The organism is Brevundimonas sp. (genome assembly GCF_036400995.1).
GTDB lineage: Bacteria > Pseudomonadota > Alphaproteobacteria > Caulobacterales > Caulobacteraceae > Brevundimonas.
Window position 1 is genome coordinate 1 of sequence record NZ_DASWWG010000090.1, and the last position, 14,750, is coordinate 14,750.

At 70.3% G+C, this 14,750-nt stretch carries 13 protein-coding genes; 9 read left to right on the plus strand and 4 right to left on the minus strand.

Features of this window, described 5'->3' with window-relative positions; translation table 11 throughout:
- Positions 1-8 precede the first annotated feature (8 nt).
- Positions 9-1,160: a bifunctional 2-C-methyl-D-erythritol 4-phosphate cytidylyltransferase/2-C-methyl-D-erythritol 2,4-cyclodiphosphate synthase gene (locus VGE03_RS12845; RefSeq protein ID WP_331046870.1), complete on the minus strand. Its 1,152-nt coding sequence runs from the start codon at positions 1,158-1,160 to the stop codon at positions 9-11.
- 64 nt (positions 1,161-1,224) lie between these two features.
- Between VGE03_RS12845 and dusB the strand changes: the two genes are divergently transcribed.
- The 7 genes from dusB (at position 1,225) to VGE03_RS12880 (ending at position 10,508) form a co-directional block, all read left to right on the plus strand.
- A complete protein-coding gene (dusB, locus tag VGE03_RS12850; protein ID WP_331046898.1) occupies positions 1,225-2,277 on the plus strand; it encodes a tRNA dihydrouridine synthase DusB in 1,053 nt (350 codons plus the stop codon).
- Positions 2,274-4,565 carry a PAS domain-containing sensor histidine kinase gene (locus tag VGE03_RS12855; protein ID WP_331046871.1) on the plus strand — a complete coding sequence of 764 codons (2,292 nt, stop codon included), beginning with the start codon at positions 2,274-2,276 and terminating at the stop codon, positions 4,563-4,565. The genes dusB and VGE03_RS12855 overlap by 4 nt, the downstream gene beginning before the upstream one ends.
- Before the next feature lie 10 nt (positions 4,566-4,575).
- The gene (locus VGE03_RS12860) at positions 4,576-5,991 is read left to right on the plus strand and encodes a sigma-54 dependent transcriptional regulator (RefSeq protein ID WP_331046872.1); all 1,416 of its coding nucleotides are present in this window, start codon (positions 4,576-4,578) and stop codon (positions 5,989-5,991) included.
- Complete coding sequence (locus VGE03_RS12865; RefSeq protein WP_331046873.1) at positions 5,988-6,851, plus strand: D-amino-acid transaminase; 864 nt, start codon at positions 5,988-5,990, stop codon at positions 6,849-6,851. The genes VGE03_RS12860 and VGE03_RS12865 overlap by 4 nt, the downstream gene beginning before the upstream one ends.
- 114 nt (positions 6,852-6,965) lie before the next feature.
- Positions 6,966-7,211: an RNA chaperone Hfq gene (gene hfq, locus VGE03_RS12870; protein WP_131249128.1), complete on the plus strand. Its 246-nt coding sequence runs from the start codon at positions 6,966-6,968 to the stop codon at positions 7,209-7,211.
- 169 nt (positions 7,212-7,380) lie between these two features.
- Positions 7,381-8,646 carry a GTPase HflX gene (gene hflX, locus VGE03_RS12875; protein WP_331046899.1) on the plus strand — a complete coding sequence of 422 codons (1,266 nt, stop codon included), beginning with the start codon at positions 7,381-7,383 and terminating at the stop codon, positions 8,644-8,646.
- A 224-nt stretch (positions 8,647-8,870) separates the two neighbouring features.
- Positions 8,871-10,508 (plus strand): Na+/H+ antiporter, encoded by a 1,638-nt coding sequence (locus VGE03_RS12880; RefSeq protein ID WP_331046874.1) that lies wholly within the window; start codon positions 8,871-8,873, stop codon positions 10,506-10,508.
- On the opposite strand, the gene VGE03_RS12885 is transcribed toward VGE03_RS12880, so the two are convergent.
- Genes VGE03_RS12885 through VGE03_RS12895 form a run of 3 tightly spaced genes read right to left on the minus strand, consistent with a single transcriptional unit; the run spans position 10,505 to position 13,219 of the window.
- Positions 10,505-11,053 (minus strand): DUF1643 domain-containing protein, encoded by a 549-nt coding sequence (locus VGE03_RS12885; RefSeq protein WP_331046875.1) that lies wholly within the window; start codon positions 11,051-11,053, stop codon positions 10,505-10,507. The genes VGE03_RS12880 and VGE03_RS12885 overlap by 4 nt on opposite strands.
- Positions 11,050-11,838: a nucleoside triphosphate pyrophosphohydrolase gene (gene mazG / locus VGE03_RS12890; protein ID WP_331046876.1), complete on the minus strand. Its 789-nt coding sequence runs from the start codon at positions 11,836-11,838 to the stop codon at positions 11,050-11,052. Before mazG ends, VGE03_RS12885 begins: the two co-directional genes overlap by 4 nt.
- Positions 11,839-11,851: 13 nt before the next feature.
- On the minus strand, positions 11,852-13,219 hold the full coding sequence (locus VGE03_RS12895; protein WP_331046877.1) for an MFS transporter: 1,368 nt from the start codon (positions 13,217-13,219) through the stop codon (positions 11,852-11,854).
- A 122-nt stretch (positions 13,220-13,341) separates the two neighbouring features.
- Here VGE03_RS12895 and VGE03_RS12900 point away from each other — a divergent pair, with 122 nt between their 5' ends.
- Positions 13,342-14,244, plus strand: coding sequence for a M15 family metallopeptidase (locus VGE03_RS12900; RefSeq protein WP_331046878.1), 903 nt, complete (start codon positions 13,342-13,344; stop codon positions 14,242-14,244).
- Complete coding sequence (locus VGE03_RS12905; protein WP_331046879.1) at positions 14,241-14,699, plus strand: hypothetical protein; 459 nt, start codon at positions 14,241-14,243, stop codon at positions 14,697-14,699. Before VGE03_RS12900 ends, VGE03_RS12905 begins: the two co-directional genes overlap by 4 nt.
- Positions 14,700-14,750: the final 51 nt, after the last annotated feature.

Here is a 14,750-nt window from a genome sequence, read left to right on the forward strand (position 1 = left end):
CGACCGACCTAGGCCGGCAGGTCGATCGTCGCCACGGCCTGGGCGGCGAGGCCCTCGCCCCGTCCGGTGAAGCCCATGGCCTCGGTCGTGGTGGCCTTGACGCTGACGGCGTCCAGCGGAAGCGACAGCAGGCCGGCGAGACGTTCGCGCATGGCCTGGCGGTGCGGCTTCACCTTCGGCCGCTCGCAGATCAGGGTGACGTCGACATTGACCAGCCGGCCGCCGCGGACGTGCAGCCGCTCGACCGCGTGGACGAGGAAGCGGTCGGACGACGCGCCCTTCCACTGCGGATCGGTGGGCGGGAAATGATCGCCGATGTCGCCGTCCCCCATGGCCCCGAGACTGGCGTCGGTGAGGGCGTGCAGACCGGCGTCGGCGTCCGAATGGCCGATCAGGGTCTGGTCGTGCGGAATTTCGAGACCGCACAGCCACACCGACTCCCCCGGGCCCCAGCGGTGCACGTCATAGCCCTGACCGATCCGGACGGTGCGGGGGATCAGGGCCTCGGCCATGGCGAAATCCTCAGGGTAGGTCAGCTTCATCAGGCGGGCGTCGCCCTCGACGATCTTCACGCGGCCGCCCGCGCGCTCGACGACTGTCGCCTCGTCGCTGGCGGCCTCGTCGGCGGGCCAGGCGGCATAGGCGTCGGTCAGGGTCTTCAGGCGGAAGGCCTGCGGGGTCTGGGCGCGCCACAGGGCCTCACGCTCGACCGATCCGGCGACCAGACCGTCCACGGCGCGGCGCAGGCTGTCGGCGACGGGCAGGGCGGGCAGGGCGCCGTCGGCCTCATCGAGGGTCTGGACGCAGCGCGCGATCACGGCGGACGACAGGAAGGGGCGGGCGGCGTCGTGGACCAGAACCGGCCGGTCTTCCGGGCCGCCCAGCGCCGCCAGTCCGGCCTGCACCGACCCGGCCCGCGTGGCGCCGCCGTGGGCCGCGCGCCAGCCTGTCAGCCCGGCCAGCGCCTCGGCCGCCTCGGCGTCGGCGCCGGCGGGAATCACGATCACGACGTCGTCGGCTCCGGCCTTCAGCAGCGCCTCGACCGACCAGCGGATCACCGGCTTGCCGCCGAGCGCGCGCCACTGCTTGGCGCCGCCGGAGCGGGACCCGGAACCGGCGGCGACGACGACGGCGGCGAAGGCGGGGAGGGCGGAAGTCATGTCCGGCCTTCTAATCGCCGCCGTGATGCTTGACGAGAGCGGTTCGAACGGCGGTAAGGGGCGGATGAGCGCAGGCCTTCAGATCGGTGACGTGTGGGTGCCCGGACGGGTGCTGACCGCGCCCATGACCGGGATCACCGACCTCCCGTTCCGGCTGCTCGCGTCGCGGCTGGGCGCGGCCTATGTCGCCACCGAGATGGTGGCCGCCGCCGAACTGGCCCGGGCGCGGCCGGACGTGGTGCGTCGCGCCGCCGTCGGCGAGGGCCTGCCCCTGACCGTGATCCAGCTGGTCGGCCGCGATCCCGGGGCCATGGCCGAAGGCGCGCGTATGGCCGAGAAGGCGGGCGCGGACATCGTCGATCTGAATTTCGGCTGTCCGGCGAAGGAAGTGACCGGCGCCGCCTGCGGCTCGGCCCTGATGCGGACGCCGGACCTGGCCTGTCGCCTGATCGAGGCGGCGGTGACCGCCACCACCCGCCCCGTGACGGTGAAGATGCGGCTTGGCTGGGACGACGCCAGCCGCAACGCGCCGCTGATCGCCAAACGCGCCGAGGAGATCGGGGTGAAAGCGGTCACCGTGCACGGCCGCACCCGCCAGCAGTTCTACACCGGCAAGGCCGACTGGACCGCCGTGGCCGATGTGAAGGCGGCCGTGTCGATCCCGGTCGTGGTCAACGGCGACATCCTGACCGCCGAGGACGCGCGCGAGGCGCTGCGGCAATCGGGCGCCGACGCCCTGATGCTGGGGCGCGGGGTGTACGGCCGCCCGTGGCTGGCGGCGCATCTGGAGCGGGCGCTGGCCGACGGCACGGTGCTGCAGGAGCCGGATCGTGAGGAGCGCCTGGCCATCGTCATCGAGCACCTCCGCGGCTCCGTGGCCTTCTACGGCCTGCCGCTGGGCCTGAAGATGTTCCGCAAGCATCTGGGCTGGTACGTCGAGCAGGCGCCCTGGCCCGTCGATCCGCTGGAGCGCCGCGCGGCCAAGAGCCGGCTCTGTCGGCTCGACAGTCCGGACGAGGTGGAGGCGGCGCTCACGGAGTTGTGGATGTCTGTGACGCATTCCTGCAACTCGGCTGTTGATATCGCGCCACAGCTGGTCAAATCTGACGCGGCATGACGGACACACCCGCCGCCGACGTCGAACCGGACCCGACCGCCTCGCGCGGTCCGGCGCGTTGGTTCGACGACTGGTCGGAGACGCGTCGCCGTAACGCCTTCCTCATCGCTTTTGCGGTGGCTCTGGTCACCAACATCGTCGCCATCTGGCTGGTGGCTGTCGCGCCCGGGCTGGGCGGAGACGGCGGGCGGGCCTCGGCCAGCCAGGCGGTGCTGTTCATCCTGATCGCCAACCTGCTGCTGATCGGCGGACTGGCCGCCGTTGTCGGTCGCCGGGCGTTCAGCCTGTTCCGCCGCCGCCGCGGCGACGCGGGCGCGCGCCTGCACCTGCGTTTCGTGATCCTGTTCTCGTCCGTGGCCATGATCCCGGCCATCCTGATTGCGCTGGTTTTCGGGGTGCTGGTCAATCGCGGCGTGGACCAGTGGTTCAGCGACAATGTGCAGGCCGCCGTCGACAACGGCGCCGCCATCGGTCTGGCCTACACCAGCGACGTCTCGAGCGAGATCGACTCCGACATCTTCGTCATCAGCGAGCAGCTGGAAAGCATCCAGCCGCTGTTCGGAAACCGCATCCAGTTCTCGGACGCCCTGACGCAGGTCGGCCAGCTGTTCGGCTATCCGGCGGTCTACATTCTCGACGCCGACGGAGAGGTGCTGGCCAGCGGCGAAAGCCCTGACGCCCCGCCTTATGTCGCCCCGTCGCGGGAGGCGTTGGAGGAAGCCCAGACGCAGGAGCGGCCCTCCGTCCAGCAGTTGACCGAGGGACCGGACGCCATCCGCGGCCTGCGCGCGTTCCCGGCCTACGGCGACGCCTATCTCTATCTGGTGCGCCCGCTGCAGCCGGGGCTGGTCGGACAGGTCGCGTCGGCGCGCGAGTCGATCGTGGCCTACAAGGAAGCGAACGAGAGCCGCGCCCGCATCCAGGCCGTCTTCGCGCTCGGCTATGTCGAGACGGCCCTGCTGGTGCTGGTCGGCGCCATCTGGCTGGGCATGTCGGCGGCCAACTCCATCTCGGCCCCGATCGGGCGGCTGGTCGTGGCGGCGGACCGCGTCGCCGGCGGCGATCTGGCCGCCCGCGTGGACGCCGAGGACGGCCCCGGCGAGATCCGGACCCTGTCCGACGCCTTCAACCGCATGACCGGCGACCTTGAGGCCCAGCAGGCGGCCCTGCGCGCGGCCAGCGAGGATGCGGTCGAGCGCTCGCGCTTCATCGAGACCGTCCTGTCCGGCGTGTCGGCGGGCGTCATCGGCGTGGATCGCCAGAGGCGGGTCTCGGCCATCAACGACAGCGCCATGGAGTTGCTCGGCATTTCCGACGAAGCGGTCATCGGCCGTCCGCTCGGCGACGTGGCCCCCGAGCTCAGCGAACTGGCCCGCCGCGCCGAGGCCCATATCGAGGAAGAGATCGACGTCAGCCGCGACGCCGAGACCCGCCGCCTGCGCGTGCGGATCGAGGGCGGGGTCGGGGGCGAGATGGTCCTGACCTTTGACGACATCACCCGTCTGGTCACCGCCCAGCGCAACGCGGCCTGGCGCGACGTGGCCCGGCGCATCGCCCACGAGATCAAGAACCCCCTGACCCCGATCCAGCTGTCGGCCGAGCGCCTGCGCCGCCGCTATCGCAAGATGGTCGAGGAAGACGTCGAGGTCTTCGATCGCTGCACCGAGACCATCATCCGGCAGGTCGGCGACATCGGCCGGATGGTCGACGAGTTCTCGTCCTTCGCCCGCATGCCCGCGCCCCGGTTCACCGCCGCCAATCCGGCCGAACTGCTGCGCGAGGCGGTGTTCGCCCAGCGCGTCGCGGCGCCGGACATCGAGGTCGATCTGGTCGAGCCCCTGCCCAAGCTGACCATCCACGCCGACCGCCAGATGATCGGTCAGGCGCTGACCAACATCCTCAAGAACGCCGGCGAGGCCGTGGCCGCCCGGCGCGAGGCCAGCCCCCGCCCCGGCGACGGCGAGGGGCCCGGCATCTCGGCCCGTCTGTCGGTCGAGGACAACGTCGCCACCTTCGTCATCGAGGACGACGGCCCCGGCCTTCCGGCCAAGGACCGCGACCGCCTGACGGAGCCCTATGTGACCACGCGCGAGAAGGGCACGGGCCTCGGCCTGGCGATCGTCAAGCGCATCTGCGAGGAACACGGCGGCGAGCTGAAGCTGGCCGACGCCGAGACCCTGTCCGGTGCGCGCGTGTGCCTGATCTTCCCCCTGAAATCCCCAGTGAAGGCTCCGGCCGGATCGCGGGACGCTGCGGCGTCCGGCGGCTCCGTGGCCGCGGCCGAATAAGCGAGGCGATATGCGATCCACCGGAGCCGACATCCTGGTCGTCGACGACGAGGCCGACATCCGCGAACTGGTCTCGGGCCTGCTCGAGGACGAGGGGCACGCCGTGCGCGTCGCCTCGAACTCCGACGAGGCCATGGCCGCGATCCGCGCGCGCCGGCCGTCGCTGGCCCTGCTCGACATCTGGATGCAGGGCGGCGGCCTGGACGGGCTGGAGCTGCTGGACGTCATCAAGGAACTGGATCCCGACCTGCCGGTCGTCATGATCTCGGGCCACGGCAATATCGAAACCGCCGTCAGCGCCCTGCAGCGCGGCGCCTACGACTTTATCGAGAAGCCGTTCAAGTCGGACCGGCTGGTGGTCGTGGTCCAGCGCGCGCTGGAGGCCTCGGCCCTGATGCGCGAGAACCGCCGCCTGCGCGCCCAGGTGGCCGTGCCCACCGGCCTGATCGGCAAGTCGGCCGCCGCCCAGACCCTGCGCAGCACCATCGCCAAGGTCGCCCCGGCCAACAGCCGCGTGCTGATCTCGGGCCCGCCCGGCTCGGGCAAGGAGCTGGTCGCCCGGCAGATCCACGACGCCAGCGCCCGCGCGCGCGGCGAGTTCGTCGCCATCGCCGCGGCGGGCATGACGCCCGAACGCCTCGACGTCGAACTGTTCGGCGAGGAGGGCGGCGACGGCCGTCCGCGCAAGATCGGCGTGTTCGAGCGCGCCCACGGCGGCACCCTGTATCTGGACGACGTCGGCGACATGCCGCGCGAGAGCCAGAGCCGCGTCCTGCGCGTGCTGGTCGAGCAGCGTTTCCGCCGGGTCGGCGGCGAACAGGACGTGCAGGTCGATGTGCGCGTCATCACCTCGACCTCCCGCGACCTGAAGCAGGAGATCGCCGAGGGCCGTTTCCGCGAGGACCTGTTCCACCGCCTGAACGTGGTGCCGATCCGCGTGCCCGCCCTGTCCGAGCGCCGCGAGGACATCCAGGAGCTGGTCGACTACTTCATCGAAAGCCTGGCCGCCTCGCAGGGCCTGCCGCGCCGCCGGCTGGGCGACGACGCCATCGCCGTGCTTCAGGTCCATCCCTGGCCGGGCAACGTCCGCCAGCTGCGCAACAACGTCGAGCGGCTGCTGATCCTGGCCACCGGCGACGTCAACGACCCGATCGGCGCCGACGCCCTGCCGCAGGAGGCGACCAGCTCCGGGCCCAATACGGCGCTCGGCGCGGAACGCATCATCGCCCTGCCGCTGCGCGAGGCGCGCGAGGTGTTCGAGCGCGAGTATCTGGCCGCCCAGATCATGCGGTTCGGCGGAAACATCTCGCGCACCGCCGCCTTCATCGGCATGGAGCGTTCGGCGCTCCACCGCAAACTGAAGTCTCTGGGCGTCTCGCCGTCGCGTGGCGGCGAGGAAGAGGAAGAAGGACCCGTCGAGGAATGAGCCGCGTCGCCTACGTCAACGGCCAGTACGTCCCGCATGGACAGGCCAGCGTCCACATCGAGGACCGGGGCTTCCAGTTCGCCGACGGCGTCTATGAGGTGTGGTCGATCTTCGACGGCCGCATGGCCGATTTCGATGGCCACATGACCCGGCTGCACCGCAGCCTGAGCGAGCTGCGCATCGACATTCCCATGACGCGCGCCGCCCTGACCGCCGTGCTCAAGGAAACCATCCGCCGCAACCGGGTGCGCAACGGCATCGTCTATCTGCAGGTCACGCGCGGCACGGCCCGTCGCGATCATCCGTTCCCGGCCCAGGGCACCCCGCCCAGCGTGGTGATCACCTCGAAGTCGATCAGCCCGCTGAAGACCGACGCCACCGCCGCCAACGGCGTGGCCGTGATCACCACCCCGGACATCCGCTGGGGCCGTTGCGACATCAAGACGGTCGGCCTGCTGGCCAACGTCCTGGCCAAGCAGGAGGCCCGCGACCGCGGCGCCTTCGAGGCGTGGATGGTCGACGACATGGGACTGGTGACCGAGGGCTCCTCGACCAACGCCTGGATCATCGACGAGCACGGCAAGCTGCGCACGCGCGACACCCAGGCCAACATCCTGCGCGGCTGCACCCGCACGACCCTGCTCGACATCCTCAAGGAAGAGGGCATCGAGCTGGAGGAGCGGGCCTTCACCGTCGAGGAGGCCAAGCGGGCGAAGGAAGCCTTCTTCACCGCCGCCGGCGCCTTCGTCATGCCCGCCGTCTCCATCGACGGGGTCAAGATCGGCGACGGCAAGCCCGGCCCGGTCGCGACCCGCCTGCGTCAGCTTTATATCGAGCGGGGGACCCGGGACGCGATCTGATCCGCTTTGGCGGTTGCGACCCTCGCCCGGGCCGTTAAGGTGGCCGGACCGGCGTCGACCGGTCCCGCGCCGCTCCTCCGGCCGGAGAACAATCAAGAACGGGAATTACCCGCCATGTCGCAAGACAAGCGTCAGAACCTTCAGGACACCTTCCTCAACTCGGTGCGCAAGACCAAGACGCCGCTGACCATCTTCCTGGTCAACGGAGTCAAGCTGCAGGGCATCGTCACCTGGTTCGACAACTTCTGTGTGCTCCTGCGTCGGGACGGCCAGTCCCAGCTGGTCTACAAGCACGCCATCTCGACCATCATGCCCTCGGCCCCGGTCCAGCTGTACGAGCCGGACGCCGACGAGGACTAGGGGCGCCGGGGGCGCCCCTGGGAGTAGGGCTTGGGAATTAGGGAGTAGGGGACATGCAAATCCCCCGATCACTCCCTAATTCCTACTCCCTACTCACTACTCCCTCGTCACCCCCACACGCCCCCAGAGACTGTTCCTGACCAAGCTTATCGACCATTCCGTGCCGCTCATCCGGGCGGTCGTCATCCATCCTGACGGACGTTCCGACAGCCCCCGGCTGGCGGAGGAGCGTCTGCAGGAAGCCGTGGGTCTGGCCGCCGCGCTGGACCTCGATGTTCGCGCCGAGGAAATCGTGCGCGTGCGCAAGACCACGCCCGCCACCCTGTTCGGCTCGGGCAAGGTCGAGGAACTGGCCGCCCTCGTGCGCGCGGCCGAGGCGGAGGCCGTCGTCGTCGACGACCAGCTGACCCCCGTCCAGCAACGCAATCTGGAGAAGGCGTGGGAGTGCAAGGTCATCGACCGCACCGGCCTGATCCTGGAAATCTTCGGGCGTCGCGCCCGCACCAAGGAAGGCCGACTGCAGGTCGAGCTGGCGCGGCTCGACTATGAGCGCTCGCGTCTGGTCCGCACCTGGACCCACCTTGAGCGCCAGCGCGGCGGCACCGGCTCGACCGGCGGTCCGGGTGAAACCCAGATCGAGATCGACCGCCGCCTGATCGCCGACCGCATCGTCCGCCTGAAGGCCGAGCTGGAGGAGGTGCGCCGCACCCGCGGCCTGCACCGCAAGGCCCGCCAGAAGGTGCCGTTCCCGACGGTGGCGCTGGTCGGATACACCAACGCCGGCAAGTCGACCCTGTTCAACCGGCTGACGGGCTCGGAGGTCTTCGCCAAGGACCTGCTGTTCGCGACGCTGGACACCACCCAGCGCACCATCCGCCTGCCGCAGGGCCGTCCGGCCATCGTGGCGGACACCGTCGGCTTCATCTCCGACCTGCCGCACGAACTGGTCGAGAGCTTCCGCGCCACGCTGGAGGAGGTGGGCGAGGCCGACCTGATCCTGCACGTGCGCGACATCGCCAGCCCGGATTCCGACGCCCAGGCCAAGGACGTCGAGGCGGTGCTGGAGCAGATCCCGGCCGTCGAGGGCAAGACGCGCAAGGTGCTGGAGGTCTGGAACAAGATCGACCTGCTGGACGACGAAGCGCGCGAGACCATCCTCGGCCACGCCGAACGCCTGCGGGCGCAGGGCAAGGCCGTGGCGGTGTCCGCCTGGACCGGGGAGGGGATCGATCCCCTGCGCGAGACCATCGCCGGCCTGATCGACGACGATCCGGAAAGCGACTTCACCCTCGAACCGCATCAGGGCGAGGCCCTGGCCTGGCTCTACGCCAACGGCCGGGTCACCGGGCGCGAGACGGACGACGAGGGCCGCACCCATGTCACCGTCCGCCTGCATCCGGCGGCTCTGGGGCGGTATGAGCGGCAGTTCAGCTGACGGTGCGTCCGTTTTTGACGCATCGGCGTGTCAGGATCACGAACGTCCGGAGTTGAGGTCAGGCGCCGGGCGGCGGTAAGCGTCTGAATGCGTCGCGGAGTGCACAAAAAGGCCACTCGAAAGTGCACTTCAGTGCGCGCCCGGTCTGAGTGTTTTCAACGGCTTCGATCTAATTTGTGCACTATGTGCACTCGAAAAAATTCTGGCTTGCCGAAAGGGGCGGGATGCATCTGATCGAGACCACCCTGTTCCTGCTGCTGGCCGTGGTCATCTCCGGCCCGCTGGCGCGGATCACGCGGATCGCCCTGCCTCTGGTGCAGATCGCGCTCGGGGCGGGGATCGTGCTGGTCACCGGCGAGGCGGTGGAGCTCGAGCCGGATATCTTCTTCCTGCTCTTCCTGCCGCCGCTGCTGTTCCTCGATGGATGGCGCATTCCCAAGGAAGACCTGTTCCGCGACCGGGCCGTGGTGCTGGAGCTGGCCCTCGGTCTGGTGGTCTTCACCGTCGTGGGGCTGGGCTTCCTGCTCTGGTGGATGATCCCGGAGATGCCGCTGGCCGTGGCCTTCGCCCTGGCCGCCATCCTGTCGCCGACCGATCCCATCGCCGTGCAGGCCATCGCCGCCCGCGCCCCGATCCCCAAGCGGCTGATGCACATCCTCGAGGGCGAGTCGTTGCTGAACGACGCCACGGGCCTGACCTGCATGCGTCTGGCCATCGCGGCGGCCTCGACCGGCGCCTTCGTCCTGCACGAGGCGGTCGGCAGCTTCCTGTGGCTGGCGCTGGCGGGCGTCGCCTCGGGCGTGGCGGTGACCTGGGCGATCAATCTGGTGAAGGCGTGGATCAGCCGTCGCTGGGGCGAGGATGTCGGGGTGCAGATCCTGATCAGCCTGCTGATCCCCTTCGCCGCCTATCTGGTGGCGGAGAAGCTTCATGCCTCCGGCATCCTCGCCGCCGTCGCCGCGGGCGTGACCATGAGCTTCACCGAGCGGGACGGGGTGCGCGGCCTGTCGCTGGCCACGACGCGCATCCGCCGCGCCGTCGTGTGGGACACCGTCCAGTTCGCGGCCAACGGCCTGATCTTCGTCATCCTGGGCGAGCAGATGCCGTCGATCATGTCCCGCGCCGCCGAGGTGGTGGCGGGCACCAGCCGTCCGGAGGTCTGGTGGCTGGCGGTCTATGTCTTCGCCATCGTGGCCGCGCTCGCCCTGCTGCGCTTCATCTGGGTGTGGACGTCCCTGCGTCTGACCCTGTTCCGCCGCCGCCATCGCGGGCCTCCGCCCAAGGTCGGCCTGCGCCTGACCGCCGTCATGTCGCTGGCGGGCGTGCGCGGCGCCATCACCCTGGCGGGTATCCTGACCGTGCCCTTCACCCTGGCCGACGGCTCGCCCATGCCGTCGCGGACGCTGGCGATCTTCCTCGCCGCCTCGGTGATCATCGTCTCGCTGATCGTGGCGACCATCGCCCTGCCGAAGCTGCTCAAGAACATCGAGTTGCCGCCGGAAGCTGATCATCAGCGTGAGGAGGATCACGGGCGCGTCGCCGCCGCCGGCGCCGCCTTGCGCGCTATCGAGGACGCGTCGCACGACCTCGGCGAGGGCAAGCCCAATCCCGACCTCTACAGCGATGTCGCCAGCCGGCTGATGGAGATCTACCGCCACCGCATCGAGAGCCGGACCCGCACCGACGAGGACGACGTGGAGGCCGCCCGTCTGGCGGACGCGGTCGAGCGCCGCCTGCGTCTGGTGGGGCTGGGCGCCGAGCGCGAGGAGCTGCGCCGCCTCGCCCGCGGCCGCGAGATCGACGAGGCGACCGCGAAGAAGCTGATCCGCGAGATCGACCTGCAGGAGCTGCGGTACAGCTAGATGTCGTAGGGCCTCAGTGCGGTGTCGGCTCGTAAGTACAGCGGGTGCTTGGGGCTGCCGTCGCCGTTGGTCCCGAGGCACCACAGGGCGACCCCGTCCTGGCGCAGGGCCTCGATCAGGGCCTTGCCCGCCGGGGCCAGCGCCTTGTTCAGCTTGCCGTGGCACAGGACCACCAGCCCGGCCCCCGCCGCCGCCTTGCGGATGGCGGGCAGGTTGTCGGGGGAGGAAGCCTCGACCCCCGGCGCCAGAAGCATCTTCGGGTCCGTCGCCCGGTAGTCCCCGACGTTGGCCTTGACCATGGCGTCGAAGCCCTCCCGCTGGGCGAAGGTCCATTCACGGGCGCAGGTCGGGTCGTTGACCGTGGCGTCGGCCGTCGAGGGGTTCATGCCGATGAACAGGACATAGCGCTCGGGGAAGGCCTCCCCCAGCCAGCGCCGCATGAGCCGGCGATAGCGGCCGTCCGGGCTGAAGGTGGCGTCGCCCTTCACCCCCGGCATCAGGGCCAGCCGGACCTTGCCGCCGGGATCGTGCTTGTCCGCCGTCATGCCCGCTCCGCCGCCTTGGCCGCGTCCCACAGGCCGTCCATCTCGGCCAGGTCCGACTGCTCCGGCGTCCTGCCCGCCTTGGCCAGCTCGGCCTCGATGAAGCCGAAGCGGCGCACGAACTTGGCGTTCGAGCCCCGCAGGGCGTCCTCGGGTTCGACCCCCAGCTTGCGGGCCAGGTTGGCGACGACGAACAACAGGTCGCCGACTTCGCCCCTGGCCTTGTCCAGATCGCCCGCGGCGATCTCGGCCCGCAGCTCGGCGACCTCCTCGTGCAGCTTGTCGAAGACCTCGTCGGTCGAGGGCCAGTCGAAGCCGACCCGGGCGGCCCGCTTGGTCAGCTTGGCGGCGCGGGCGAGGGCGGGCAGGCCGACGGGCACGTCGTCCAGCACGCCGTGCTGGGCCTTGGCCTTGCGCTCGGCGGCCTTGATGTCCTCCCAGCGGGCCTTCTGGGCCACCCCGTCGGCCTTGGCCGCCTCGTCTCCGAACACGTGCGGGTGACGGCGCTCCAGCTTGTCGGCGATGGCCTCAGCCACGTCGTCGAAGACGAACAGACCCTGCTCCTCGGCCATGCGGGCGTGGAAGACCACCTGGAACAGCAGGTCGCCCAGCTCGGACTTCAGGTCGTCCATGTCGCCGCGTTCGATGGCGTCGGCGACCTCGTAGGCCTCCTCCAGCGTGTAGGGGGCGATGGTCTCGAAGGTCTGCTCCACATCCCACGGGCAGCCGCCCACGGGGGCGCGCAGGCGGGCCATGATGGCGTTCAGGCGGTCGACGGGGGTGGTCATGGGCAGGCTGTACTCAGGTCGTCGGGTTGGCGTCGCGCTCGTCCAGCGCACGGCGGATCTCGTTATGCCGCTGCGCCGTCAGGGGATAGCCCTTCAGCACCCAGGCCGAGGCGGCCATCAGCAGGGCCGGGACCAGGACGAAGAGGACCTGCAGGGTCAGCAGCGACATCTCGCTGTTGCCTTGCGGGCCCGGCACGGCGCGGAAGCCCACGAACTGAAGGATCAGATAGGGGATCAGGGCGACGACGTGGCCGATCTTGGTCGTCGCCGACAGGATCGACAACATCAGGCCGGTGCGGTCCACGCCCGTCTCGAACCGCTCCTCGTCGCCCGCGTCGGCCATCATGGCGCGGGTCAGGAACAGGCCCGCCGCATAGGGCAGGCCGGCGATGAACATGACGACGGCGGTCAGGACGAAGTTGTGTCCCGGCGCCAGCGTCGCCCCGAGATAGAGGGCGGCCGACGAAATCCCGGCGATGGCCAGGCCGCGGTCCTTGCCGACCCGCGTCGCCAGCCAGGCCCAGAAGGGCGCCCCACACAGGCCGCCGATGAAATAGAGCACCATGAGCGGTCCGGCCTGGGCGTGGTCGTAGCCCTTGATCTGGCCGAAGAAGAAGAACAGCAGCGAGCCGGTGATCCCCGGCGCGATGCCCAGCAGCAGGTCCGCGAACAGCAGCTTGCGCACCACCGGCTTTTTGAACAGCGCCACATAGGCGCCCAGGCTGCCGTGCGGCTGGCCGCCGCTGTTGGTCGGTTCGGGGACGGCCAGCAGGGCCAGGCCCACGGTCACCGGCAGGGCGACGACGATCGCCCAGCCCATGATGCGGACGCCGTCCGCGTAGTTCCCGATGCCGGTCTTCTCGACGACCGTGGGCAGGATCAGGATCAGCACCACGCCGATGATGTTGAACACCTGCCACCAGCCGTAGACCCGGCTGCGCTGGTCGTATTCGGGCGCCAGGACGGCGGCCCAGCCCAGCTGGCCGAGCGTGCCGATCGAGAAGCCGAGGTAGAGCACCAGAAGCCAGGCGAACAGGAAGACGGGCGGCGCGCCCGGCTGGACGGCGACGAACATCATATAGGCGGCCAGCATCAGGATCGGCGTCGCCAGCACCAGCCACGGACGATAGCGCCCGAACCGGCTCCGGGTGCGGTCCATGGCCCAGCCGATGAAGGGATCGAAGGTGATGTCGATCAGGCGGACGATCATGAACATCGCCGCCACGACGCCCAGCTCGAGCCCCACGAAGGTCGCGTAGAAGTCCGGCAGGGTGACGGGCAGGGCCACGCCGAAGGCCGCCAGCGGCAGGCAGACGGTCGAGAAGGCCGCCAGCACGGCGTTCGAGCGGCGGGGCGTGGTCGGCGGAGCGGCGTCGGTCATGGACAGGTCCGGAGCAACGGTCCCGAGTCGACCGCCGGGCCTACCATGCCGCCTTTGCCGCTCGCGCGCGAGCGGTCCCGACAGGCCTTGCGGGCGCCCGGTGTCCGGGTCACCATCGCCGCATGATCCGGGGTTCCTTCCTGCCGACGCTCGCTGCCTGCGCCGCCCTGCTGACGGGTCTCGGCGTGGCGGGAACGGCGTCCGCGCAGGGGCGTGGAGGCGCGGAGCTCTGTGACGTCGACCCGGTCGAATGGGCGGCGCCCTCGATCGCCAACGCGCTTTCCTTCCAGCGGATGGAATGGACGCCGTTCGGCCCGACCGAGTTCGGCTGGGAGACCTATCTGCCGCTGGTCCAGAAAGAGCTCGGCACCGACTGCGCGCCGAACTCGCCGCGCTTCGCCCGGGCCCTCGCGGAGTTCCAGTACAGCCACGGCCTGCCGCCGACGGGCTGGTTCGACGCCGCGACCTTCCAGGTGTTCCGCGGGGTCTGGCAGGAGCGACGGCCGTTCATCATGGCGCGGGTCAACCAGCAGCCCTGTCCCGATCCGCCCCCGCTGTACCAGCTGGGCTATCTGGTCGAGTCCGAGGAGCACGCCGACCGGCTGACCCGGTTGCTGCGCCGGGACGTGCTGGACGCCTACCGCGCCATGGTCGCCGCGGCCCGGGCCGAGGTTCCCGAGGTCGCGGCCGATCCCGAACTGCTGCAGATCTTCTCCGGCTTCCGCGATCCCGAGGCCGACGCCGCGCGATGCGCCCAGCAGGGCAATTGCGACGGCCTGCGCCGCGCCGCCTGCTCCCCGCACCGGACCGGCACGGCGGTGGACCTCTACGTCGGCCAGATCGAGGGGCTGGGCGTCGACAACACCAGCCCGGCCAGCCGCCTGCACATGAGCCGGACCGCGACCTACCGCTGGCTGGTCCGGAACGCCGGCCGCTTCGGCTTCGTGCCCTATCTGTACGAGCCGTGGCACTGGGAGTGGGTCAGCCCGACCGGCGGCTATATGGGGCCGCCGCCGCCGACATGATCCGCGTCCTGACCGCCGGGGAAGTCGCCCTCGCGCGCGAGGTGTTCGGGGGCGGTCTCGATCCCGGCCCCATCCGGCTTGTGGGGGCGTCCTGGCCGTTCAATCGCGCCTTCGTGCCCGGCCGCTGGTTCGGCCGGGACTGGATCGTCTGGCCGTCCCACGTGCTGGCCGCGGACCTGTCGACGGCGCCGGTGGGGCTGCAGGCGCTGATGATCCATGAGCTCACCCACGTCTGGCAGGCCCAGCACGGCGTGAACCTGCTGCTGGCCAAGCTGAGGGCAGGGGACAGCCGGGCGTCCTACGCCTACCCGGTCGCCGACGGATGCGACTGGGACCGCCTGAACATCGAACAGCAGGCGATGGTGGTGGAGCACCGGTTCCGGCTGTCGCGCGGCCTGAAGACGCCGGCCGACAAGGCCTTCTACGACCGGGTCTGTCCGATCAACCGTCCCTGAAATTTCGCCGGGGGGCTTGCGCGCCGGGCCGCATCAACCGAAATAAGCACT